The organism is Guptibacillus sedimenti (assembly GCF_028610665.1).
Taxonomy (GTDB): domain Bacteria; phylum Bacillota; class Bacilli; order Bacillales; family Guptibacillaceae; genus Guptibacillus; species Guptibacillus sedimenti.
In genome coordinates this window covers 412,159-434,081 of record NZ_JAQQWV010000003.1, presented here as the reverse complement: position 1 = coordinate 434,081, position 21,923 = coordinate 412,159, and the positions used below count along the sequence as shown (strand labels likewise).

24 protein-coding genes are annotated in these 21,923 nt (G+C 38.9%); 20 read left to right on the top strand and 4 right to left on the bottom strand.

Going from position 1 to position 21,923, the window contains the following annotated elements; all coding sequences use genetic code 11:
* Positions 1 to 6 precede the first annotated feature (6 nt).
* From PQ578_RS16540 to PQ578_RS16525, 4 genes are all read left to right on the top strand, one after another.
* Complete coding sequence (locus tag PQ578_RS16540) at positions 7 to 1,638, top strand: peptide ABC transporter substrate-binding protein (RefSeq protein WP_273835512.1); 1,632 nt, start codon at positions 7 to 9, stop codon at positions 1,636 to 1,638.
* Positions 1,639 to 1,809: 171 nt separating this feature from the next.
* Positions 1,810 to 2,910, top strand: coding sequence for a dipeptide epimerase (locus tag PQ578_RS16535; protein ID WP_273835510.1), 1,101 nt, complete (start codon positions 1,810 to 1,812; stop codon positions 2,908 to 2,910).
* Positions 2,897 to 3,805: a C40 family peptidase gene (locus PQ578_RS16530; protein ID WP_273835509.1), complete on the top strand. Its 909-nt coding sequence runs from the start codon at positions 2,897 to 2,899 to the stop codon at positions 3,803 to 3,805. Before PQ578_RS16535 ends, PQ578_RS16530 begins: the two co-directional genes overlap by 14 nt.
* Entirely contained in the window at positions 3,805 to 4,587 is a 783-nt protein-coding gene (locus PQ578_RS16525) for a serine hydrolase (protein WP_273835508.1), read from the top strand. Before PQ578_RS16530 ends, PQ578_RS16525 begins: the two co-directional genes overlap by 1 nt.
* 54 nt (positions 4,588 to 4,641) lie before the next feature.
* Here PQ578_RS16525 and PQ578_RS16520 read toward each other — a convergent pair whose 3' ends face one another.
* Positions 4,642 to 5,139: a L,D-transpeptidase family protein gene (locus tag PQ578_RS16520; protein WP_273835534.1), complete on the bottom strand. Its 498-nt coding sequence runs from the start codon at positions 5,137 to 5,139 to the stop codon at positions 4,642 to 4,644.
* A 42-nt stretch (positions 5,140 to 5,181) separates the two neighbouring features.
* Here PQ578_RS16520 and PQ578_RS16515 point away from each other — a divergent pair, with 42 nt between their 5' ends.
* From PQ578_RS16515 to PQ578_RS16440, 16 genes are all read left to right on the top strand, one after another.
* The gene (locus PQ578_RS16515; RefSeq protein WP_273835507.1) at positions 5,182 to 5,682 is read left to right on the top strand and encodes a metallophosphoesterase family protein; all 501 of its coding nucleotides are present in this window, start codon (positions 5,182 to 5,184) and stop codon (positions 5,680 to 5,682) included.
* Positions 5,683 to 5,801: 119 nt separating this feature from the next.
* Complete coding sequence (locus PQ578_RS16510) at positions 5,802 to 7,301, top strand: phytoene desaturase family protein (RefSeq protein WP_273835506.1); 1,500 nt, start codon at positions 5,802 to 5,804, stop codon at positions 7,299 to 7,301.
* Positions 7,298 to 8,734: a phytoene desaturase family protein gene (locus PQ578_RS16505; protein WP_273835505.1), complete on the top strand. Its 1,437-nt coding sequence runs from the start codon at positions 7,298 to 7,300 to the stop codon at positions 8,732 to 8,734. Before PQ578_RS16510 ends, PQ578_RS16505 begins: the two co-directional genes overlap by 4 nt.
* A gap of 7 nt (positions 8,735 to 8,741) precedes the next feature.
* Entirely contained in the window at positions 8,742 to 9,578 is an 837-nt protein-coding gene (locus PQ578_RS16500) for a phytoene/squalene synthase family protein (RefSeq protein WP_273835504.1), read from the top strand.
* Between the two features lie 161 nt (positions 9,579 to 9,739).
* Entirely contained in the window at positions 9,740 to 10,450 is a 711-nt protein-coding gene (locus PQ578_RS16495; RefSeq protein WP_273835503.1) for an alpha/beta hydrolase family protein, read from the top strand.
* Between the two features lie 55 nt (positions 10,451 to 10,505).
* Positions 10,506 to 11,063, top strand: coding sequence for a GNAT family N-acetyltransferase (locus tag PQ578_RS16490; RefSeq protein WP_273835502.1), 558 nt, complete (start codon positions 10,506 to 10,508; stop codon positions 11,061 to 11,063).
* Between the two features lie 27 nt (positions 11,064 to 11,090).
* On the top strand, positions 11,091 to 12,020 hold the full coding sequence (locus PQ578_RS16485; RefSeq protein WP_273835501.1) for an alpha/beta hydrolase: 930 nt from the start codon (positions 11,091 to 11,093) through the stop codon (positions 12,018 to 12,020).
* Positions 12,021 to 12,457: 437 nt separating this feature from the next.
* Positions 12,458 to 13,207, top strand: a complete 750-nt coding sequence (locus tag PQ578_RS16480) for an AAA family ATPase (protein WP_273835500.1) — start codon at positions 12,458 to 12,460, stop codon at positions 13,205 to 13,207.
* A 92-nt stretch (positions 13,208 to 13,299) separates the two neighbouring features.
* Entirely contained in the window at positions 13,300 to 13,839 is a 540-nt protein-coding gene (locus PQ578_RS16475; RefSeq protein WP_273835499.1) for a GNAT family N-acetyltransferase, read from the top strand.
* A 191-nt stretch (positions 13,840 to 14,030) separates the two neighbouring features.
* On the top strand, positions 14,031 to 14,510 hold the full coding sequence (locus tag PQ578_RS16470; protein ID WP_273835498.1) for a DUF2975 domain-containing protein: 480 nt from the start codon (positions 14,031 to 14,033) through the stop codon (positions 14,508 to 14,510).
* A 10-nt stretch (positions 14,511 to 14,520) separates the two neighbouring features.
* Entirely contained in the window at positions 14,521 to 14,745 is a 225-nt protein-coding gene (locus tag PQ578_RS16465; RefSeq protein WP_159782517.1) for a helix-turn-helix domain-containing protein, read from the top strand.
* A gap of 21 nt (positions 14,746 to 14,766) precedes the next feature.
* A complete protein-coding gene (locus tag PQ578_RS16460; protein ID WP_273835497.1) occupies positions 14,767 to 15,585 on the top strand; it encodes a DUF817 domain-containing protein in 819 nt (272 codons plus the stop codon).
* A 23-nt stretch (positions 15,586 to 15,608) separates the two neighbouring features.
* On the top strand, positions 15,609 to 16,037 hold the full coding sequence (locus PQ578_RS16455; protein ID WP_273835496.1) for an HIT family protein: 429 nt from the start codon (positions 15,609 to 15,611) through the stop codon (positions 16,035 to 16,037).
* Between the two features lie 739 nt (positions 16,038 to 16,776).
* A complete protein-coding gene (locus tag PQ578_RS16450; protein WP_273835495.1) occupies positions 16,777 to 17,163 on the top strand; it encodes a VOC family protein in 387 nt (128 codons plus the stop codon).
* 72 nt (positions 17,164 to 17,235) lie between these two features.
* Positions 17,236 to 17,586, top strand: a complete 351-nt coding sequence (locus PQ578_RS16445) for a VOC family protein (RefSeq protein WP_273835494.1) — start codon at positions 17,236 to 17,238, stop codon at positions 17,584 to 17,586.
* Positions 17,587 to 17,803: 217 nt separating this feature from the next.
* Positions 17,804 to 18,457 carry a Type 1 glutamine amidotransferase-like domain-containing protein gene (locus PQ578_RS16440; RefSeq protein ID WP_273835493.1) on the top strand — a complete coding sequence of 218 codons (654 nt, stop codon included), beginning with the start codon at positions 17,804 to 17,806 and terminating at the stop codon, positions 18,455 to 18,457.
* Positions 18,458 to 18,520: 63 nt separating this feature from the next.
* Here PQ578_RS16440 and PQ578_RS16435 read toward each other — a convergent pair whose 3' ends face one another.
* Genes PQ578_RS16435 through PQ578_RS16425 form a run of 3 tightly spaced genes read right to left on the bottom strand, consistent with a single transcriptional unit; the run spans position 18,521 to position 21,908 of the window.
* Positions 18,521 to 19,993: a phytoene desaturase family protein gene (locus PQ578_RS16435; RefSeq protein ID WP_273835491.1), complete on the bottom strand. Its 1,473-nt coding sequence runs from the start codon at positions 19,991 to 19,993 to the stop codon at positions 18,521 to 18,523.
* Positions 19,990 to 21,102, bottom strand: coding sequence for a glycosyltransferase family 2 protein (locus tag PQ578_RS16430; RefSeq protein WP_273835489.1), 1,113 nt, complete (start codon positions 21,100 to 21,102; stop codon positions 19,990 to 19,992). The genes PQ578_RS16435 and PQ578_RS16430 overlap by 4 nt, the downstream gene beginning before the upstream one ends.
* A complete protein-coding gene (locus PQ578_RS16425) occupies positions 21,102 to 21,908 on the bottom strand; it encodes a carotenoid biosynthesis protein (protein WP_273835488.1) in 807 nt (268 codons plus the stop codon). Before PQ578_RS16425 ends, PQ578_RS16430 begins: the two co-directional genes overlap by 1 nt.
* Between the last annotated feature and the right edge of the window lie 15 nt (positions 21,909 to 21,923).

Below are 21,923 nucleotides of genomic sequence, written 5' to 3'. Positions count from 1 at the left end.
ATTTATTTGAAGAAAATCGTAACAATGCTACTTTCCTTGTTGCTTCTTATTGGAATCGTTGGTTGTACAACAACGGAAAATAGCTCATCAAATTCAAACTCAGGAAGTGACGATGCAAAGCAAGAAGAGGGTACAAAGGTACTTAAGCTGAATAATGGAAGTGAACCAACTTCATTTGATCCACCAATTGGCTTTGATAGCGTATCATGGAACGCGTTGAACAACTTAATGGAAGGTTTAACGCGTCTTGATGAGAAGGATCAGCCACAGCCTGCTGCGGCAAAAGAGTGGGAGCTATCTGAAGATGGCAAAACGTATACGTTCCAATTACGTGAAGATGCGAAGTGGTCGAATGGAGAAGCCGTTACTGCTGAAGATTTTGAATATGCCTGGAAGCGACTAGCGAATCCTGATACGGCATCTCCAGCCGCGTTTCTTGCTTACTTCATCGAAGGGGCGGAAGCATATAATACAGGAGAAGGATCAGAAGACGATATGATGGTAAAAGCTGTGGACGAAACGACGCTTGAGGTAACACTTGAAAGTCCAGTTGCTTTCTTTCCTAATTTGATTTCAAACCCGGCTTTCTTCCCTGTTCATAAGGCGACAGTTGAAGAAAACCCTGAATGGCATACGGAAGCTGATACGTATGTAAGTAATGGACCTTTCAAACTATCAAAATGGGAACATGATTCTGAGTTTGAATTTAGTAAGAATGAAAATTATTGGGATGCTGCGAATGTAAAGCTTGACCAAGTAAATTGGGCAATGGTTGATGATACGAATACAGAGTATCAAATGTATAAAACAGGAGAGCTTCATACTTCTGATGTCCCAGCTGACTTAAGCGAAGAACTTTTCAGCGATGGGAAAGCTCAAGTGGAAGATCAGTCAGGAACTTATTTCTATCGCTTCAACCTTGAAATGGAGCCTTTCCAGAATGAAAATATTCGAAAAGCGTTTGCAATGGCCGTTGATCAGCAGAAAATTGTAGAGTTCGTTACGAAAAATGAAGAGAAACCAGCTTACGGCTTTGTTGCATATGGATTTGAAGATGCGGCAGGTGGTGATTTTAGAGAAGTTGGCGGTGATCTCGTCAAAACAGACGCGGATCAAGCAAAAGAACTACTTGAAAAAGGCATGGAAGAAGAAGGGTACGATCAACTTCCAGCTGTAACCTTAACGTACAATACGGATGATGCTCATAAAAAAATTGCTGAAACGCTACAACAAATGTACAAAGAAGTTCTTGGGGTAGATGTAGAGCTTGCGAACCAGGAATGGAATGTTTTCTCTGATGAACAAAAGCAACTAAACTTGCAATTCTCAAGAAGCTCATTCCTTGCCGATTATGGCGACCCGATTAACTTTCTTGAAAGTTTCCAAACGGATCATTCTATGAACCGTACTGGATGGAGCAACGAGGAATATGATTCTTTAATCGAAAAGGCGAAACAAGAAACGGACGAAGCGAAACGTTTCGAATACATGCATGATGCAGAAGCACTCTTATTCGAAGAAATGCCGATTTTCCCAATTCATTTCTACAATCAAGTTTACCTTCAGAGTGAAGATGTGACGGGAATTGTTCGTCACCCTGTAGGATACATGGAATTGAAATGGGCGGATATTAAGTAAAAGCACGGAGCCCGGTTTGAGTAAACCGGGCTCTTTTTTATAAGAAGACTTTAAAGGAAATCTGAAAAAGGACTATAGTTCTATGTTCATCATTGATAGAATAAACGTGATGAATGTCGTAAGCCTAATTGAAACTTACCGGATCACGTCCTCATGAAAAGGAGAATTTGAATGAAGATCACGAACATTGAAACGTTTTGTGTATCAGTTCCATTGAAGAAACCATTTAAAACGGCGCTTCGAACGGTAACAGAAGCTGAAGCTGTGATGGTGAAAATCGAAGCAGAAGAATTAGTAGGTTTTGGTGAAGCTCCGCCAACGGTGGTGATTACGGGGGAGAGTCTGGCTAGTATTAATTCAGCGATACAACATGTGATTAAACCGAAACTAATTGGAATGAACCTCACAGAATATGAATCTATCTTCCACCAACTTCACAATGCAATGATCGGAAACACAAGTGCGAAAGCTGCGGTCGATATGGCCATTTATGACCTTATATCGAAAAAAAATTCTCTTCCTTTATATCAGTTTTTAGGCGGTTATCGCAACACGATGCAAACGGACTACACTGTAAGCGTGAATGATCCTAATGAAATGGCTAATGACGCAGTCCAGTACATAGAAGATGGCTTTACCATTTTGAAAGTAAAAGTTGGAAAAGATACGATCCAAAATGATCTAAATCGCATTAGAGAAATTAGAAAACGCATTCAAAACAATGCCTGTATCCGACTTGATGCAAATCAAGGTTGGACGCCTAAAGAAGCCATTTATGCCATTCGTCAAATGGAAGAGGAAGGGCTAAACATTGAACTAGTTGAACAGCCGGTACATAGAAAAGACTTAGAGGGATTGAAGAAAGTAACTGATGCTGTACTGACACCAATTATGGCGGACGAGAGCATATTTTCACCTCAAGACGCTCTTCAAGTCATTGAAATGCGCGCGAGTGATCTTATTAATATTAAACTGATGAAATCTGGAGGAATTCACCAGGCACTTAAAATTAACGCACTTGCTGAGACTGCTGGAATGGAGTGTATGGTTGGCAGTATGATTGAATCCCGTGTAGGCATAACTGCTGCTGCTCATTTTGCTGCAAGTCAACGAAACATTACTCGATTTGATTTTGATGCGCCCCTTATGTTTCGAGACGATCTCGTTCAAGGTGGCGTTCACTATAGGAGGAATGTGATGACTTTTACGGAGACTCCAGGATTAGGAATTCACACAATTGAAAAGGATGGGATGACAATTGGAATTGACTAGAAAAACAATCGCTGTAACAGTAGCAACATTATGGACAACACCAGAGAAAGCACGATCGATTGACAAGAATGCCATTACAAATCCTGTCCGCTTAATCGACTGGTTGGAGCCGTTAACATATACAGAAAGACTTGAGTTATGTGATCAAAATCATATTCAATCACAAGTATTATACGGGGAAGAAGTCATTGTACTTGATCAACGAGGGAATTGGTCATACGTTCTAGTACCTTCTCAACCTTCTTCAAAAGATGAAAGAGGCTATCCAGGATGGATTCCGACAGTTCAGCTATCGACTCGAATACCTGATCCTAATTCCTTATGTGTTTCAACAAACAAACATGGTGCTAAACTGCTTGACGTGACTAAAAACAGCGAGATGCTATTAAGTTATCAAACGATTCTACCTGTACTCGATGAACAAAAGTTGGATTATGTCGTTTGGACCCCTCATGGGGAGGGACGATTAGATAAGGAAGATGTAACACTTTGGAGAAAGAACGAGCAAGCGGGAACAGGGGATGAGCTTGTTCACGAAGCTGAAAAGTTTATTGGTCTTCTTTATTTATGGGGAGGCATGTCTTCATATGGCTACGATTGTTCAGGATTTAGCTATAATATGGCGAGGTCCATTGGCTGTACAATTCCGCGTGATGCACATGACCAATTGAACAGTGGGGAAGCCGTTGAAGAAGGAGAGTGGGAAAAAGGTGATTTACTCTTTTTTGCTTATGAACATGGGAAAGGATCGGTTCACCATGTAGGCATTTACTATGGAGATGGGAAAATGATTCATTCTCCTAGTACAGGTCGATTTATTGAAGTAACACCACTTAAAGGAACCATTTACGAGGAAGAATTATGTGGCGTCGTACGTTATTGGGGGAAAAATTGATGCAGTTTGGACAGGTGAAAGAGAAAATCCTTGAATGTTTTCATGGGCTTGAAGGGAATCAATCGATTTATGTATCGACACCTGATGGCGAAATTGCGTTACATGCTGATCAGCCAGTATCCTCAGCAAGTATTATTAAAATCGCTATCTTGGTTGAAGCATTAAAACAAGTCGACGATGAACAGTTGACAATAGATCAGGTTGTCCAAATAGATAACGTAAATTATGTTGGGGGAGCCGGAGTGATAAGCCATCTTTCACGTGATCATCATTGGAAGTTAGCTGACCTCCTCAAGTTGATGATCATATCCTCTGATAATACTGCAACGAATCAGCTAATTGATTTAGTTGGCGAACACAACATTAATCATACAATGAAAGCAGCGGGAGCCTTTCATTCAAAGCTTATGAGAAGGATGATGGACCGAGATGCTCTTAAATCAGGATTGGACAACATGGTCAGTGGGAAAGACACCTATTTACTATTGCGTGAATTTGTTACCCAGCATTTACTGTCACAATCTTCCATGGAATGGGGAGTAGAGGTCCTATTACAGCAACAGTTTAAAGATAAGTTTCCAAGCAAAATTTCTTCTATAAAAGAAAATTTGCTTGCTCACAAAACCGGAGAACTGATTGGAGTCGAACATGACGCTGGCATACTGTTTACTTCTAATGGTCCTGTGGTTTATGCCTTTTTAACAGCAGGCTTATTGGAGAATCGTTATGGGCGAGAAGCTATCGCGAATGCAGGCAGGTTGTTGTATGACTTTTACGAGTAATCGATCGATATCGAAAGACGCTGTCCAAAAGTGGAGAGCGTCTTTTTTATATGATTAAGGCCCTATTGTTACAGAAGTGCCAATTGGAATCGTATTGGCGATTTGTTCCACATCTTGATTATACATGCGAATACAGCCTCTCGAGACGTATTTTCCGATTGAGGATGGATCATTTGTACCATGAATGCCGTAATGGATCTTTGAAATACTCATCCACATTGTTCCAAATGGGCCTCCAGGATTTGGGGCTTTATTAATAATAATAAACTTTCCGGCGGGCGTATCGTGAAGCATACGGCCAACGCCGACAGGGTATACCTTTACAGTAGACCCATTTTTTAGAAGCGTAAGTGTACGGTTAGTTAACGATACATAAATCGTAAAGGGTAGTGTGTTTGGATCTGGGTATCCTGGAATTTCAATTAGCTGGCCAGGATATATGAGGTTTGGGTTAGCTAGTGAATTTGCCATAATGATTTGCGAAACTGGAATACGGTAATCACCACTTATTGAAGACAACGTTTCACCTGATTTTACAACATGCCGCAAAATGAAACCTCCTTAAACAATGTTATAGCGAAGGGAATGAGAACAATGAATGTCATTATCGTATCAGATACGCATATGCCGCGGATGGCAAAGCAACTTCCAGAAATTTTACGAAAGGAACTTCTTGGAGCAGATCTCATCATCCATCTAGGGGACTGGAAAACAAAACAAGTGTATGAAGAATTAAAGTCGTTTGCACCTGTAACAGGAGTTTATGGTAATGTTGACGAAGCTTTTTTTATTGAACAATTTAACGATAAACTTGTCCTAGACCTGGAGTCTCATCGCATAGGCATCACGCATGGGCATGGTAAAGGAAAAACAACAGAGCAAAGAGTGATAGCTCAATTCGAAAATGAAGATGTAGAAATAATTCTCTTTGGGCATTCACACATCCCTCTTCATAAAGAGTATGAAGGGAGAATCCTCTTTAATCCTGGATCCCCAACTGATAAGCGAAAACAGTCCCATTACTCCTTTGGTAAATTGAGCGTAGTACGAAATCAGCCTCTTTACATCGAACATGTTTTCTTTCTGAAAAAATAGGGCATTACGTTAAAAACAAGCTTTTGTGCATAAAATGTTGAACTATTTCCGGCTAATATGTATAATGTTTGTATAACATATGTGCGAAGTTTCATATGCGGATGGAAGGGGAACTAATCATGTCAATAAAAAAACGAGTTATTGTAATCGGGGCTGGACCAGGGGGGCTTACAGCCGCCATGCTTCTAGCAAGTAAGGGACACTCGGTTACAGTCTATGAGAAACAGTCCTATGTCGGTGGTCGAACCTCGGGATTTGAGCGAGGCGGCTATCGTTTTGATAGAGGGCCAACCTTCCTTAACATGCCGCATATTCTTGAAGAAATGTTTGAAGAATCTGGACGGAATGTACACGACTATCTTGATTTAATCGAGATTGATCCAATGTACGAATTGAAGTTCGATGACGTGTCTTTTTATCCTACTCGAGATCAGGATGAGATGGTACGTAGAATTGAACAAACTTTTCCTGGCGATGGAGAAGGATATAGACGTTTTATGAAAGAAGAGAAAGAGAAATTTGAAGCACTTATGCCTATACTCCAAAATAAACATGATTCCCTCCTTGACTATGGGAGATGGCGATTTGTAAAAGCATTACCAAAGTTAACAGTTACGGATAGTGTTTATAAACGCTTGTCTCATTATTTTCAGGATGAACGGCTGCGGTTATCTTTTACATTTCAGGCGAAATACCTTGGGATGTCCCCATGGGAGTGTCCCGGTGCGTTTACGATTCTATCTTATATGGAGCATGCTTACGGAATCTTTCATCCAATCGGAGGGCTAAATCAAATTCCAGAAGCCATGGCTAAAGTAATCAAAGAAGAAGGCGGAGACGTATATACGAATAAAGGTGTTAAACAACTTCTGCTGGATGGAAAAACAGTGAAAGGTGTCGAACTCGAAGATGGGTCTTTGGAGTATGCAGATGAAGTTGTCATTAATGCAGACTTTGCCCATGCTGTAAATCACCTCATTCCTTCAGGATCTGTGAAAAAGTATACACCTGAAAAAATGGAGCAGAAAAAGTACTCCTGTTCTGCATTTATGCTTTATCTAGGTGTTGATAAGAAATATGAATTACCTCATCATTCAATCATTTTCTCTTCTGACTATAAAAAGAACGTAGAAGAGCTTACAAAGCAAAAGATCCTTTCAGAAGACCCGTCTATTTATGTACAGAATGCTTCTGTCACAGATGACACGCTAGCACCAGAAGGGAAATCTTCTATTTATATACTCGCTCCAGTTCCAAATAACTTTAGTTTAGTAGATTGGGAAGAGCGAAAAGGTGATTTTAGAAGGTTAGTTCTTGATCAACTTGAACAAAGAACAGGATTCAAAGATATTGAGCAACACATTGAAGTAGAAGAAATGTACACACCTACGGATTGGGAAATGGATTTAAACGTTTATAAAGGCGCAACGTTTAACCTTGCTCATAATCTTCCACAAATGATGTATTTCAGGCCACCCAATCAATTTAAAGAGCTAAATAACTGCTGGTTGGTTGGCGGAGGAACTCATCCTGGAAGTGGGCTTCCTACTATAATGGAGTCAGCACGGATTACGAGCAAAATGCTTCATGAGCAGGCATCATTGGAGAGTGTGAAATGACGATCGGTATTGTAGGTGGAGGGATTGGCGGGATGCTTTCTGCGCTCCTTCTTTCACAAAAGGGATACAAAGTTGACATACATGAAAAAACATCATCATTAGGTGGAAGACTTGCATTTATTGAAAAAGATGGATTCAAGATTGATAAAGGACCGACAATTGTGCTTCTTCCAGAAATGATATATGAGTTTTTGGATAAAGCAGGTATTCCGAGGGAAGAAGTCGAGATGGTAAGGTGTGACCCCCTGTATCGTATGATTTACCCTAATGGAGAAACCTTTACAAAAACGAGCGATATTGACAAGCAGTTAAAAGAAATTAATCGCATGTTCCCTGGTGAGGAACAGAACTTTCTCTCATACATCGAGGATATGCGTGAACGATTTATTAAAGGGAAAGCCGCATTTCTTGAACGGTCCTTTGTTAATCGGAAAGATTTCTTTACACCTAGTAATATTAAGCTTCTTCTCGAATTAAAAGCTTATCAATCTGTTCAATCACAAGTTTCAGATTATTTCACAGATGAGCGATTGCAGGATGCCTTTTCCTTACAAACTCTTTATATTGGTGGTAATCCATCTGCTTCACCTGCTCTCTATTCACTTGTTCCATTTAGCGAGTATGAACATGGAATTTGGTATATCAAAGGAGGGTATGCGAGTCTTATTACTGTATTAGAAAAACATCTTCATCTACAAAATATTTCAGTTCACCTGGAATCCAATGTAGAGGAACTTCTTATCGATGGTAATGTATGTAAAGGGATTCGTACTTCGAGTGGCGAACATTATTATGATAAAGTAGTTTACAATGGAGATTTCCCTATGATTAAGCATCTTATAAAGGATGTGAAAGCACCTAGAAAGAAATACAAAGCCTCTTCTGGTTGTCTGCTTCTTTACATGGGGCTAGACCGAGTTTATGAGAATGCAGATGTTCATCAATTTTTCATGACGGATAACTTTTCTTCTCATATGAAAGACGTCTTTCAAAGCGGAAAACTGACTGACCAGCCAGCTATTTATACTTTCCATCCTTCTCGAATTGATGAGACGTTAGCCCCTCCTGGTAAAGGTGTATTGTATGTTCTCATTCCCGTCCCTTCAGGGGAATCGATTCAATGGGATGAAAAGGAGCATGTAGCCTCCAGAATGATTGAACTTCTTGAGTCACGAGGGTTTCCCGGTTTACGTGAAGCAATCGAATGGATGGAGATTCGAACACCTGCTGATGCAGAGTTAGAAGGGTTGTATAAAGGTGGAAGTTTTGGAATCGCACCGACGCTCACACAATCCGGTGCTTTTAGACCACAGGTAAAACCATTTAAATATGATAATCTTTATGCAGTTGGCGCGTCAATCCATCCTGGAGGTGGAATTCCGATTGTGATGCAGGGAGCGGATCTTCTTGTAAAAGAAATTGAAAGGGTGTGAACGAAAGATGCTTGAACAAGCCTATGCACACTGTGAAGCCATTATTAAACATCACTCCAAAACCTTTTATAAAGCTTTCTCTTTACTGCCACGTGCTAAGAGGAACGCTGTTTGGGCTGTATATGGCTTTTGCAGACAGGTTGATGACATCATTGATGAAGGCACAGATCCTGAAGCAGAACTAACCGTCTTTCGTTCTGAATTTGCCTCTTTTTTGAATGGACAAATCCCGCAAACCGACCCGATGTGGCTTGCACTCGAAGATGTATTCCGTCATTATCCAATGGAAGCAAAGGCCTTCCATGATATGATTGCTGGCCAGGAAATGGACTTATACAAAACTAGGTATTATACGCTTGATGAACTTGAACATTATTCTTATCATGTAGCTAGCACGGTAGGTCTCATGCTTCTTCCTATACTAGCGCCACAGAGAGTAGATCAACTACGAGAGAGTGCTATTTCACTTGGTCTTGGCATGCAAATTACGAATATTCTAAGAGATATTTCAGAAGATCTTGATCGCGATCGTATTTATTTGCCTATCGATGAGATGACAAAAGCGGGGTATCATGTTGACGATTTAATGAGTAGAACAAAAAATGACGCTTTCGTAAGCGTTTGGGAAAAGTTAGCTTCTCGCGCCGAAATGCATTACGACCATGCTTTTTCAGCAATGCATCACTATCCACTAGATTCACGTCTTCCAGTAAAAAGCTCTGCTGTCTTTTATAAAGCAATCTTACAATCAATTCGAAAGAAAGACCATAACGTCTTTCAACAGCGTGCTTTTGTGTCTGATCAGGAAAAAGAAGCGCTTCTATCAGGAATTGCAGGAAACTAGCAGAACGCTCACCTTCAAGAAGGTGAGCGTTTTTATATATAAAGCTTATCACGAAAAAAGAGTTGTAAAATTTGTGAAGATTTGAAATGATTAGGTGAGTATTGCTCACTATTTTCACTAGATCGAGAGACCGTCAATTTATATTAAACTAGGTGAACAAGATGATAAAAAAGGTCGATCATGGTTTTTCCTACTATTTATTGAAACCGTTACACACCTCTTCCGTTTTAAATATTATTCTCTACCATGGTTGGGGAAGCAATGCATCAAAATACTTGGAATATGCCTCATCTTTAACTGATTGCGGTTACTCAGTTATTATTCCGGAATTGATTTATCATGACTCCCGAAATCCTCTCCTAAATCCTTTCTCTCAACAAAATATGGAATCCTATTTTTGGAAAGTGATTTTTCAAAGTATCGATGAGTGTCACCAGTGGTTAAACCGTTCAAACATAGTAAAGAAAAACACGGTGGTTGCTGGGGTTTCAATGGGAGGATTTATTGCAAGCGGGGTTTATGCGACTGCTGAATTAAAGGGATTAGCAAATATTAATGGTTCAGGATCGTTCATTTGTTCAGAACGATTTTTTCGTCAAGCGTCCAAACGGGACCCTCTAACGAATAGTGAAGAAGCTAGGTTTAGAATGTATGATCCTATCAATTACGTTCACGGAGATGGATCAATTCTTTTGATACATGGTGAACAGGATCAAATAATCTCCATTAAATGTCAAGAAGATTACTATAGTTATTTAACAAATAAAGAAAAAAAGGTTCATATGAAACGATATAAGCATGTTGGACATGAATTTACAACATCTATGCAAACCGACTTTTTAAACTGGTTAGAATTTCAAGCTGCCAGGTGAGCATCTGATAAGAAGAAAATATGACAACGAAACTAGCAGGAAAGGAAGAATGTTTTTGATTCATATTGAAAAAAAGAAGATTATTTTAAGAGAAGCCACATGGGAAGATATCAATACTTTATACTATTGGAAGTATGAAGAGAAAAATCAGGAAGCAAAAAAATGGAATGGACCCTATATTTTAGAAAAAAAGCTGTCGAGAATAGAGTATCGACATGAATGGCAAAAGCAATCGGATATTTATCCGGGAGTTCCTGATACTCTTGTTATTGAAGCTGATCAAGAAGTAATCGGAACAGTTGGCTCCTATTGGGTTGATAAGTACACGAACTGGCTTGAAACAGGGATTGTAATCTACAACCCTCTCTTTTGGAATGGAGGATACGGTTATGAAGCGTATAAAGAATGGATAAACTTTCTTTTTCGCTCTACTGATCTTCACCGAATTGGGATGTCTACATGGTCTGGAAATATACGAATGATGAAAGTAGCAAGTAAAGTTGGTATGAAAGAAGAAGCCCGAATAAGAGAGGCTAGAATGGTAGAAGGCATCTACTATGATGCGATTAAGATGGGCATTTTACGTAAGGAATGGGAAATGACGCACGATTAAAAAGCTTGAATTGAAAATATGGAGGACATGATGAAGAAATTAACTTATACACGTTTACTAAATGAAACGATTTCTATATATGAAAAGAAAGGTAGTTTGGAAGCTTATCAATTTATGAAAGAAAATGCAGAGAAGGTTGATGGGAACGAGGCACAGCTCTACAACTTTCAATATGCGCTTGCCGCTGCATCAGACCTTAAAGAAGAGGCACTAGGAATCATGAAAGAAGCAATCCTCGATCATGGGTACTGGTATGAATATTACTATTTACAAGAAGACGAAGATTTGAATTCTATCCGTTCATTTAAAGAGTTTCAGGAACTGGTTGAACTTTGTAAAAGAAGAGAAGAAGATGCAAAGAAGCAAGCAGTGCCGAAGTTAACAATTCTCAGTGAAGGTCAAAATCAACCTATTCTGATGGTGTTACATGGCGATCAAGAAAATGCCAAGATGACTTCATCCGTATGGAACCGTCCCGCGACACAAGGTTATACGCTTGCTTTTCCACAATCCTCTCAAATTCAGTTCTCAGATGCTTATGAATGGGAAGATTTACAAAAAGGTGTGCAGGAAATACAAGAACATGTTAAAGAACTTTCTTCTCACAACTCATTAATAATTGGAGGATTTTCCGCTGGATGTCGCGTTGCACTTAAAGCGATGATGGAAGGACGCATATCAGTAGATGGATTTGTTTTTGTCGCTCCATGGCTTCCTGAAATTGATGAGTGGAAAGAAGCGATGACTTCATTACAAAATACGAATATAAGCGGTTATATCATTTGTGGCGATCAAGACGATGATTGTTTGGAAGGCTCAAAAGCTTTATCAGCCATATTAGAGGAAAAAGACATTGCACATGAATTGAAAATCGTAAAGGGTCTGGATCATGAATACCCAGAAGCGTTTAATGAATCGCTACAGCGCGCTTTGCACTTTCTTCACAAACGAAAGTAAGGATTTTTTTACTTCACTCATAAATGAGATTGATCTTAGTGGTGTACTCACTTTATTGCTTGATGAAAATAGGGAGCGATTGAGAGGGGAGTCTATAGTGAGAGAACGGGTTGGATCATGTACACAATGTAAAAAATCAATTTATTGTTTGGATGGTTTTTTGGATGGTGTTATAGCTGAGAATCAAAAGCTATACTGCTTTCCATGTTATGAGAGATCAGAATTCGAAGCATCTAAAACCTAGATGGGGAGCGGGTTTGATTGTACCGGTACTTAGTTAAAAACTGGCCACCATTTATCGTAGGTGCGTCTATTGGTATTATCTCATTAGATCTATGGAGACAGAATCCAATCAGCTGGAGAATGATCGTTACTTTCTGTATTGGGAGCTTGTTAGGGTTAGTAGTGAGGTGGTATTACATAAGGGGGAAAGAAAAGTGAGATTGTCGGAGGAAACGCAATATGTTAGAAGTATCTGTTTAGAAAAAAGAGAATCGAATGAATTCCCCTTTTCTTTACCAGCTGTTCAATCGCTTCAAGAAAGGCTTGCTTTTCATCCGAATGTGACATACATTGTTGGTGAAAATGGCATGGGGAAATCGACGTTACTTGAAGGGATTGCCGGGGCGTTAGGCATAAACCCAGAAGGCGGAACAAAGAATTTTAATTTTTCAAGTTATGATTCACATTCCAATTTACATAATTTCCTAAAGGTAACGAGAGGCGTACATAAACCAAATGATTTATTTTTTTTTCGTGCAGAGACTTATTACAACCTTGCAACAAATATTGAAGAGCTAGATCGGGAAGGATTTGGTCCAAAAATTATTGATTCGTACGGTGGTCAGTCGCTTCACGAACAATCTCATGGGGAATCATTCTTTGCCACATTTATGTATCGGTTTAAAGGTGAAGGATTGTATATTTTAGATGAGCCTGAAGCTGCACTTTCACCAATCAGGCAGCTTTCAATGTTAACGAGAATACATGAGCTCGTTCAAGAAGGTTCACAACTCATTATTTCAACCCATTCACCGATATTAATGAGCTATCCTTATGCCAAAATTCTTCAGTTAACTGCTAAAGGTATGGGAGATGTTACTTTGGAAGAAACCGATCATTACGTAACAATGAAGCAGTTTTTTGACGACAAGGATCGTCTTTTGCATCATTTGCTTAACGGGTAAAGAAGTAGAACCAACAAGCTAAAACGGATCGAAAACAACGAAATGAGAAGCTCAATTGAAGTCTTGTAAATGATGAAAAGGAGCGAGATGGAATGTTTAGTTTACAAGTTAATGATGAAATAGCGTTAAAGTTACTTGAAATTAACGATGCGAAAGAACTCTTTGCGTTAGTAGATGAGTCCAGAGAATATTTACGAAAATGGCTTCCGTGGGTAGACCACATGAAGAACGAGAAGGACTATGAACCTGTTATCGAAATGTGGTTAAAACAATTTTCTTCGCATGATGGTTATCAAGCGGGAATTTTGTACAATGAAAAACTAGCAGGCATGGTCGGTTTTCATGGCATCGACTGGTCAAATAAAAAAGCAAGCATCGGCTATTGGTTAGCAGAAAACTTTCAAGGAAACGGTATAATGACAACTGCTGTTAAGGGAATCATTGATCAGGCATTTCACGAGTATGACTTGAACCGCGTTGAAATCCAATGTGGGATTGAAAATAAGAAAAGTAGAGCAATTCCTGAACGAATTGGTTTTAAACAAGAAGGAGTTATTCGAGATGCCGAATATTTGTACGACCATTTCCATGACACCATCCTATATAGTCTCTTATCGAGAGAATGGAAGTAACTTAACTGTTGGTGCGGTACTTTAATAAATAAAAACCTAAATCGTGATAAAGGGAACGCCATTCTTAATGGGTTCCTTTTTTAGTATTCAAATCTAATAACAATAATAAAATTGTTATAAAGAATAAAAAGTTATTGTTTTACGATAAAAATTGTTTTACAATAAAACAATAACGAAGCGAGGTGCTAACGATGAATCGAGGATCTACCTATTTTTTAAGATCAGTTGTTCTTCTGCTTGGAACTTCAGTTCTATTATTATGTATATTTGGCTTACCGTGGATCGCTAAAGAAGCATCAGGAAATGCAGAGTTTGCTTCTCTAATATATCCTGTCTTAATAGGAATGTACGTAGCAGCTATCCCGTTTTTTATAGCGTTATTTCAGGCATTGAGACTTTTACGCTTAATTGATAATGACAATGCGTTCTCGGTATTTTCTGTCAATGCTTTAAGGGTGATCAAATTCTGTGCGGTGGCGATAAGTGTTGTCTATATCATGGTTATGCCGTTTTTCTATTTCATCGGAGAGAAAGACGATGCGCCAGGAGTGATCTTAATTGGGCTCGTATTTATTTTTGCTTCACTTGTGATTGCTGTATTTACGGCAGTTCTTCAAAAATTATTAAAGAGTGCCATTGAGATTAAATCTGAAAATGATTTAACGGTTTGAGGTGAATAACATGGCAATTATTATTAATATTGATGTAATGCTGGCTAAAAGAAAAATGAGCGTAACCGAACTTTCAGGAAAAGTGGGAATTACAATGGCGAACCTATCTATATTGAAAAATGGGAAAGCTAAGGCGGTTCGTTTTTCTACATTAGAGGCGATTTGTAAAGCCTTAGACTGCCAGCCAGGAGACATTTTGGAATATAAGAATGAAGAAGATGCCGATGGTTCATAAACATAAATTGGATTTTAGACGATGAGAGCAATGAAACAACTCGGTCGTTTTGGTGTGGAACAAGCGCTATCCTGCTTGTTTCCTGTTGTGATCTTCGCTTCTTTAGCCGTCACACAAATTATTTCATTACCTTTCCTACCACGTTATGATTGGCTGCTTATTATTTGCTTTCTTATGCAGTGGGGGATGGTACGTTCAGGTCTTGAAACGCTCGATGAACTAAAGGTGATTACATTGTTCCATATCATCGGGCTAGCGCTTGAGCTCTTTAAAGTGCATATGGGTTCCTGGTCATACCCTGACGAGGGCTATACAAAAATATTTGGAGTCCCTTTGTATAGCGGCTTTATGTACGCAAGTGTCGCAAGTTATCTTTGTCAGGCGTGGAGGAGGTTGCATGTTCAGCTCATCAACTGGCCGTCAAATTGGATTGTTGTCCCTTTATCAGCTAGCATTTATTTAAATTTTTTTACTCATCACTATTGGATTGATGTCCGCTGGTGGTTATCTGGTCTCGTGATCATCGTTTTCTGGAAATCATGGGTTACATACGAGGTTAACCGGAGTCAGTACCGTATGCCAATTGCTCTTTCTTTTGTTCTGATCGGTTTTTTTATATGGATTGCAGAAAATATTGCTACCTTCTTTGGCGCCTGGGAGTATCCGAATCAAACAGAAGCTTGGAGTCTCGTTCATTTAGGTAAAGTAAGCTCTTGGCTTTTGCTTGTCATCGTGAGTTTTCTTATCGTAGCCACGTTAAAACGTGTCAAAGGAGAAAGTAGATCAAGCTGGCAAGAAAATTTATTTGTTCATAAGGATAGCGAGAAATTGCATGAGTGATTGCAGAAAGGATAGTAAATCTTATGTCACCAAATGTCGAGTGCTTAGGTTGTAAATTAGCCAATAAAATGGATCCTGTTCATGTGATTTATGAAGATGCTCAGGTTTGTTGCTTTTTAGATATCGAACCTTTTAATGAAGGTCACACGTTAATCTTACCGAAGAGGCATTTCCAAGATGTCGAGGAGTTAGACCCATTAACAGCAAATGCCATTATGAAAGCCTCAATAAAAATTTCAAAAGCACTCAAGCACCTATTCGCTCCAGATGGCATTAGTATTTGCCAAAATGGTGGTCAATTTAACGATTTAGGTCATTATCATATCCATTTGATTCCAAGGTTTCATGGTCAACCATTTTATAACGAAGCTGAAATTGACAATACCAAGGAGAAGCAGAACCTTAACGAAACAAAGACTAATTTAATGAAGCAATTACATGTTGATCGATAAGACTGATAGAGATGTAGGATTGTATAAGAGGAAAAAGCTATCATATGACTCTGTCATGGATGGCTTTTTTCATCAAGTGGGATACATGCTGGAATAGGGAGGGGATTATGATGAAAGTGAAAGCAGGTTTAAGTGTAAAGCTAGCATTGATTTGGCAGATCATATGGTATGTCATGTTTTTTACTAATTTTATTGGAGTTATGGGTTCTCGGAGTTCGTTACTACAAAATATGATATGGCTGGGCATACCGTTGGTTGGAATCATTACTTCTTTCATTTATTTATTGAAATTTAATTTTACTAGGGTTGCGCTTACTACTCTTACCTTATCACTACCGATTTGTCTATTATGGATATTAATTTCTGTTATAAGTAAAATGTAATTCTTTATAAATTTTGAGGAGCCGAGAGAAATGAAAATATCTGCCTGGATTTTATTGGTGTCACATACAATTATCCTATTTCTTTGGGTAATGAACTCTGAATATTTATTCTCATTTTTTGGGGTTGTGTTTTGGACTATTTTAGTAGCCATAGGTTTTACTGTACAAAAACAGTTAAATGAAAAGTTGTTAATAAAAGTATCATTGTTGGCTACAAGTTACCTTTTGGTAGTACTGATTGGAGTTACAGTTGGGATCTACTATGTTACAAGTTCGATGCCTTGATTTTTTTATAATTAAAGGGATTCTCTCTAGAATATGGAAGATATAATAAACATCAGATAGGAGGTAGGTAAATGGTTTTTGAAATGACTACTCAAGTTCGTGTTTCCAACATGGCAGAGGGGCGTAAGTGGTATGAGACTTTTTTAAATAAGAAGCCCGACTTTATTCCTCATGAGGGATTTGCGGAATGGGAGCTCATTCCCGGATGCTGGTTACAAGTAGCAGAGGGGAAAGTAACAGAAGGAAATGGCCCGTTGCGGTTAGGAGTCACAGATATTTCAGCGGAAAGAGAGCGATTAATGCAACACTTAAAATTAGCTAAGTTTGAAATACATGTAAGGTCAGAAGTTCCAGTTAAATGGGGTACGTTCACAGATCCCTGGGGAAACCTTCTGGGTTTTTTTGAATATCTGGATAAGAATGAAGAAGAAAAACAAAGGAAATCGATTATAGGCTGATAAAAAAGATGATGTTCAAAACTAGATGACGCTTAAATAAAATCAAATTGAATTTGTGTAGGAGGTCTATTCATGATTGAGAGAATTGATACTTTGTGCATGAAAGTAAAAAGCGTTGAGAAATCAAGTGATTGGTACGAAGAATTATTAGGTTTCTCGGTTGTTTTTAAGGGTGAAGGGTATCGTGTTTTAAGGGTTGGGGATGGAAGCAATGTACCGTTAACCATCGAAGAGGGAAACATAACCAATAACGTGGATCAAAGTTATCCCATCTTTTACTCAAAAGACATTCAAGGGTTGTATGCAAAACTGAATGCGCATAATGTCAGAGTTAGTGAACTAAATGATGATGGTGTCAATCATTTCTTCGATTTTTTTGATCTGGATGATAATAAACTTCAAGTTTGTTATTTTAAAGAGTAAGAATAAGAGACAGAATAGTCTATGAATAGCTAGTAGTAATCGATAGGGAGAGTTGAGAATGACTCCAAATTACCGCTTCATGAAAAAGCACAACTAAGAAAAAACAAAGTGAAAATGAGTGAAATACATACGCGAGAAATATTGGGTTTTCCAAGTGATAGACCAAGAATAGCATGGTATGACAATAAAGAGTAGAAGAGAAAAACGAGGGATTCGAATGGGGAAGCTGTTTTTGTATAGTGATCAAATTATGGAATCACCTGAAAATCAACGATTAGACTCATTACTTTTTAAAGGAATGGAAACGGAAAAAATTAAGGTTGGTTATATTCCATCAACGCAAGATAAAGATAAAAAGTATTTTTACACAAAAGTGGACTATTACAAGAATTACGGTATTTCGGATATCATGCTTTTTGATTTATACGCTGAATTTACTTCAAATAACATTAACAAGCTCATGGAATGTGACATTATCCATCTTTCTGCAGGAAACCCGATTGAATTTAGAAAAGCGATTAAACATCGCAAAATGGAACAGGTTTTATGGGATTATTATCGTAGTGGAGGAATCATTGTTGGCGTAAGTGGCGGTGCCGTTCAACTTGGTCAGTCTACTGCATTATTTCATCTTTTTAAAGGTTCAGTCTGTGTGGAGTCTTCTGATGCACTAAAGATGGTGAATTTTGAATTTCTCCCCCATTACAATCGTTGGAATAATGACTTTAAACAAGAGGTTCTAGTATATTCCAAAAGAACGGGAACAAGAATTTTATGCGTGAATGACGGAGATGGCGTTATAGTCGATGAGGAGAACATCCAAATGATCGGTGATATTAAAGTGATTGGCGAAAGTGAAAAGCTGAGTTAGCGTAAAACGGTCTAAAACGAAGGGAAAGCCATAAACGGCTTTCTCTTCGTTTTTTCATCTTTATTAAACCGTAGAACGATCTGTTTTTATAATCTTTTCTGCGACATTTCTCCCACTAATCACGACCATCGGTGATCCGCCTCCTGGATGCGTACTCCCTCCTGCAAAGTAGAGATTCGGTATGTCCTTTGATTGATTCGAAGGACGTAGGAAGCTGTTTTTTAAGGAGTTAGAGGAAATGCCGTACAAGGCTCCTCTGAAAGCGTGAAACCTCTCCTGGATCTCTTCAGGACCGACCAATTTCTCAACGACAAGATGTTCTCGAATTGACAGTCCGTGTTTTTCCAATTTATCGTACACCTTTTCTTTATAGTCTTCTAAAGAAATACGATTTTCGTCTGTTAAAGGTGGTGCGTTAACTAAAATAAAAAGATTATCACCGTCTGGAGAGACGGAAGGATCCGTGACAGAAGAATTTGAGATGTAAATTGTCGGATCGTCTGGCCACTGCCCGTTAAATAGCGTTTCAAACTCTTGAGAGTAATTTTTTGAAAAGTAAACTTGATGGTGCTCGAGGTTCTTTAACTTTGTTGATAGCCCGGCCATAATCACAAAAGCTGAGATCGATGGAGAAGACCGCTCGATTTTCTTGTTAGGCATTGATGGTCGGTTTTTCTCATCTACTAAGTTCGGATAGGCGTGAAGCAAGTCTCCATTAATAATGACATGATCTATTTGAAGCGAGGCGGCCGCTGTATCAATTCGGCGCGCTTTTTTGTTCTCAATGTGTATGTTCGTTACCTGTGAATTGAGGTGAAAAGTAACGCCAAGATCCTTCGCTGCCATTTCAAGACTTTTTGCAAGCTTAGTGTTTCCTCCCTTTACATAATAGACCCCTTGTACCATTTCAAGATAGCCAATCATCGCAAATGTTGCAGGTGCTTGATAGGGGGATGAACCTATATACGTCGAATAACGATTAAAGGCTTTTAATAAGAGAGGGTGCTTAAAATAGCGTTCGTGAAAATGGTTCATTTTTTCTAGTGGCCGCACCTGAACGACAGCGTTAAAGAGACCGGGAGACAAGTAATCCTGCCATTTCGTAAACATCCTCGGAAAGAACGAGTTCTTAGATAAATTATAGAGCCGCTCGATTTCCTTTAAATAGGCGTGATAGTTCTCAGCAGCAAACGGATCAAGCTTATGTAGTTGGGTTTTCATATATGTATCATCGGTACTCATCATAAAAGATTGTCCATCATGATCCACGTTTTTTGTATGATTATCGAGTTTTATCCAGCTGTAATAATTTCTAGGGTTAAGGTCTGCTTCTTCAAAAATAGAATCAAATACTTCAGGCATGGTCATCGTGTTTGGACCAAAATCAAAATGATGTGTCCCTATTTTAACGGGCATCATTTTTCCGCCTGTATAAGTATTTTTTTCAAAAACGTGTACATCGTATCCTTTGCTTGCTAGTTTAATCGAGGCAGACAGTCCACCGAGTCCAGCCCCGATAATCGCGATGGTTTTCATGAGTAAGTTCTTCCTTTCCAAACATACCCCTTCTGTTTTAAGCCTGTTCGCATTGAATGGATCAAAAGCGTCATAAATGCAATAGCGCTAAGTGGCATGAGAAATGCTAGCGTTATTTTCTGATTTGTTCTCCCATCAATCCATCCTTTTTGTAAAACGATAAGCAGGTAGGGGATAACTAAAGTGAGTTGAAGTGAGCCTGTCATAAAGTTATAAAGTCCAATCGGTAGTAGAACAAGCGGTCCGACATAAAAGAGACCGTAAAAAATAAATAGCATGATTATTAGAAACCGAGAGCGTCCAAGACCTGGGAATAAATTTTTCGTGAAACCTTCCCATACTTCTCGATTTGTTTGATACATGTAGCACGTGACCATATTAGTAATATTCGCAAGGAGCACTTTGCGTCCTTTTTTCTTAAATGCTTTTGCCAAATCAATATCATCAAGAAGCGTTTCTTGAATGCTCGCATGACCACCAACCTGCTTGTATGCTTCCTGATGCACCATTATAAATGCCCCATGAGCTGCGGTGAAGGAGGGGAGCGTTGTTCCGTTTGCTGGAGCTATTGGAAGATGGAAATGAACAACAAAATGTTGAAGTGGCACAAGTAGCTTTTCGAGAAAAAGGCTGACTGGAAATGCAGGGAAACCTGTCAACATAGAAGCCTTACGCTTTTTCATAAGAGAGAGTGCTCCTTGAATGGCACGAGGCGACAAACGTAAGTCAGCATCATGAAAAAGCAAATAGTCTCCTTTGGCATGTTCACTAAGCTGATGACAAGCGTATACTTTACCAGTCCACCCTTCAGGAAGATCTTTCCCTTGTATAATGGTAAAGCGCTGATCGTTTTTTGTATATTTAAAAAGTAAATCCAGCGTTTGATCCGTAGAGTGATCATCCAAAAGGAGAACTTCGATGTTTCGGTACGTCAGCTTTTTTAAACTTTGGACAAGCTCCCTTACGTTACGTTCCTCATCACGAAGGGGGACAAGAATGGATACTAGCCCATTCTCGTCCCCCGTCCCTTTAAGGCGTGGCATGAATAGCGAATTAATGATCGTCCAAAGCAGAAATACGCCAAGAATACATGTGTAAATAAGTATCATTAGACAATCACCTCTTCGACTGTAGCATTTTGCTGATTTATTTTGTTCCTATAGGTTATTAAAAGAAGCAGTGTCGGAATAGATGTTAGTAAACAAGCAAGCCAGAGTCCGTCAAGCAATGCTAAGAAAATAAACATCCCCATTACCATTCCAAACAACATTGCCATTCGGTGTTTCCATACGTGGAAAGAAGCTTGATCAGGCACTTTATTCCGCACATAAAGAGGGTAGAGTAAGAGATGGAAAAAGAGAGACACCCAGAACCATCCGGTGAAATTTTGGAAAGGAACGTTATAATAAACGCCATTTCCCTCCCAACCCCAGTAGCCTTTTACTAAATAAGCGACGGGATCAATGATTAAATCAATTAAAACTGCAATGAGCGCGCCTGTAAGAGCATAAACGATCCATTTTATATAGCTTTCTTTCATTTTTTCGATCAATTGCATTGATAAAACATGCGTGACGGCGATCACCATAATCCATGCAAAGCCAATGCCGATTGGAACCTCAGCAATTTTAAAACCAAAATCACCTGAATAAACATATTGGCCGAAGATAAGTCCGTAATGGACGCCAAGACCTTCTGCCAACATACTAATCACAAAGATAAAGGAGGCAAAAGATAGCCCCCATAAAGAACCGAAAGTACGTATAAAATAGATGCTACCTAGTATTCCACAAAGTATGAGGAAAAAGGCATTTGCCCAATTAAGAAATGGGGGTAGCAGGTCGAATCCTACTAGAATCAACCCGCAACAGTACCAAAAAATAAAAAGTCGAAAAATAATATTATCCCAATTCATGTTGCGAAGGTCCTT

What these genes read in the sequence shown, in the direction of transcription:
- PQ578_RS16500 (WP_273835504.1), top strand. Translation starts at nt 8,742, where the DNA reads ATGCTTGAACAAGCCTATGCACACTGTGAAGCCATTATTAAACATCAC.
- PQ578_RS16505 (WP_273835505.1), top strand. Translation starts at nt 7,298, where the DNA reads ATGACGATCGGTATTGTAGGTGGAGGGATTGGCGGGATGCTTTCTGCG.
- PQ578_RS16535 (WP_273835510.1), top strand. Translation starts at nt 1,810, where the DNA reads ATGAAGATCACGAACATTGAAACGTTTTGTGTATCAGTTCCATTGAAG.
- PQ578_RS16430 (WP_273835489.1), bottom strand. Translation starts at nt 21,102, where the DNA reads ATGATACTTATTTACACATGTATTCTTGGCGTATTTCTGCTTTGGACG.
- PQ578_RS16435 (WP_273835491.1), bottom strand. Translation starts at nt 19,993, where the DNA reads ATGAAAACCATCGCGATTATCGGGGCTGGACTCGGTGGACTGTCTGCC.
- PQ578_RS16425 (WP_273835488.1), bottom strand. Translation starts at nt 21,908, where the DNA reads ATGAATTGGGATAATATTATTTTTCGACTTTTTATTTTTTGGTACTGT.
- PQ578_RS16465 (WP_159782517.1), top strand. Translation starts at nt 14,521, where the DNA reads ATGGCAATTATTATTAATATTGATGTAATGCTGGCTAAAAGAAAAATG.
- PQ578_RS16525 (WP_273835508.1), top strand. Translation starts at nt 3,805, where the DNA reads ATGCAGTTTGGACAGGTGAAAGAGAAAATCCTTGAATGTTTTCATGGG.
- PQ578_RS16515 (WP_273835507.1), top strand. Translation starts at nt 5,182, where the DNA reads ATGAATGTCATTATCGTATCAGATACGCATATGCCGCGGATGGCAAAG.
- PQ578_RS16450 (WP_273835495.1), top strand. Translation starts at nt 16,777, where the DNA reads ATGGTTTTTGAAATGACTACTCAAGTTCGTGTTTCCAACATGGCAGAG.
- PQ578_RS16485 (WP_273835501.1), top strand. Translation starts at nt 11,091, where the DNA reads ATGATGAAGAAATTAACTTATACACGTTTACTAAATGAAACGATTTCT.
- PQ578_RS16445 (WP_273835494.1), top strand. Translation starts at nt 17,236, where the DNA reads ATGATTGAGAGAATTGATACTTTGTGCATGAAAGTAAAAAGCGTTGAG.
- PQ578_RS16460 (WP_273835497.1), top strand. Translation starts at nt 14,767, where the DNA reads ATGAGAGCAATGAAACAACTCGGTCGTTTTGGTGTGGAACAAGCGCTA.
- PQ578_RS16440 (WP_273835493.1), top strand. Translation starts at nt 17,804, where the DNA reads ATGGGGAAGCTGTTTTTGTATAGTGATCAAATTATGGAATCACCTGAA.
- PQ578_RS16455 (WP_273835496.1), top strand. Translation starts at nt 15,609, where the DNA reads ATGTCACCAAATGTCGAGTGCTTAGGTTGTAAATTAGCCAATAAAATG.
- PQ578_RS16510 (WP_273835506.1), top strand. Translation starts at nt 5,802, where the DNA reads ATGTCAATAAAAAAACGAGTTATTGTAATCGGGGCTGGACCAGGGGGG.
- PQ578_RS16495 (WP_273835503.1), top strand. Translation starts at nt 9,740, where the DNA reads ATGATAAAAAAGGTCGATCATGGTTTTTCCTACTATTTATTGAAACCG.
- PQ578_RS16475 (WP_273835499.1), top strand. Translation starts at nt 13,300, where the DNA reads ATGTTTAGTTTACAAGTTAATGATGAAATAGCGTTAAAGTTACTTGAA.
- PQ578_RS16470 (WP_273835498.1), top strand. Translation starts at nt 14,031, where the DNA reads ATGAATCGAGGATCTACCTATTTTTTAAGATCAGTTGTTCTTCTGCTT.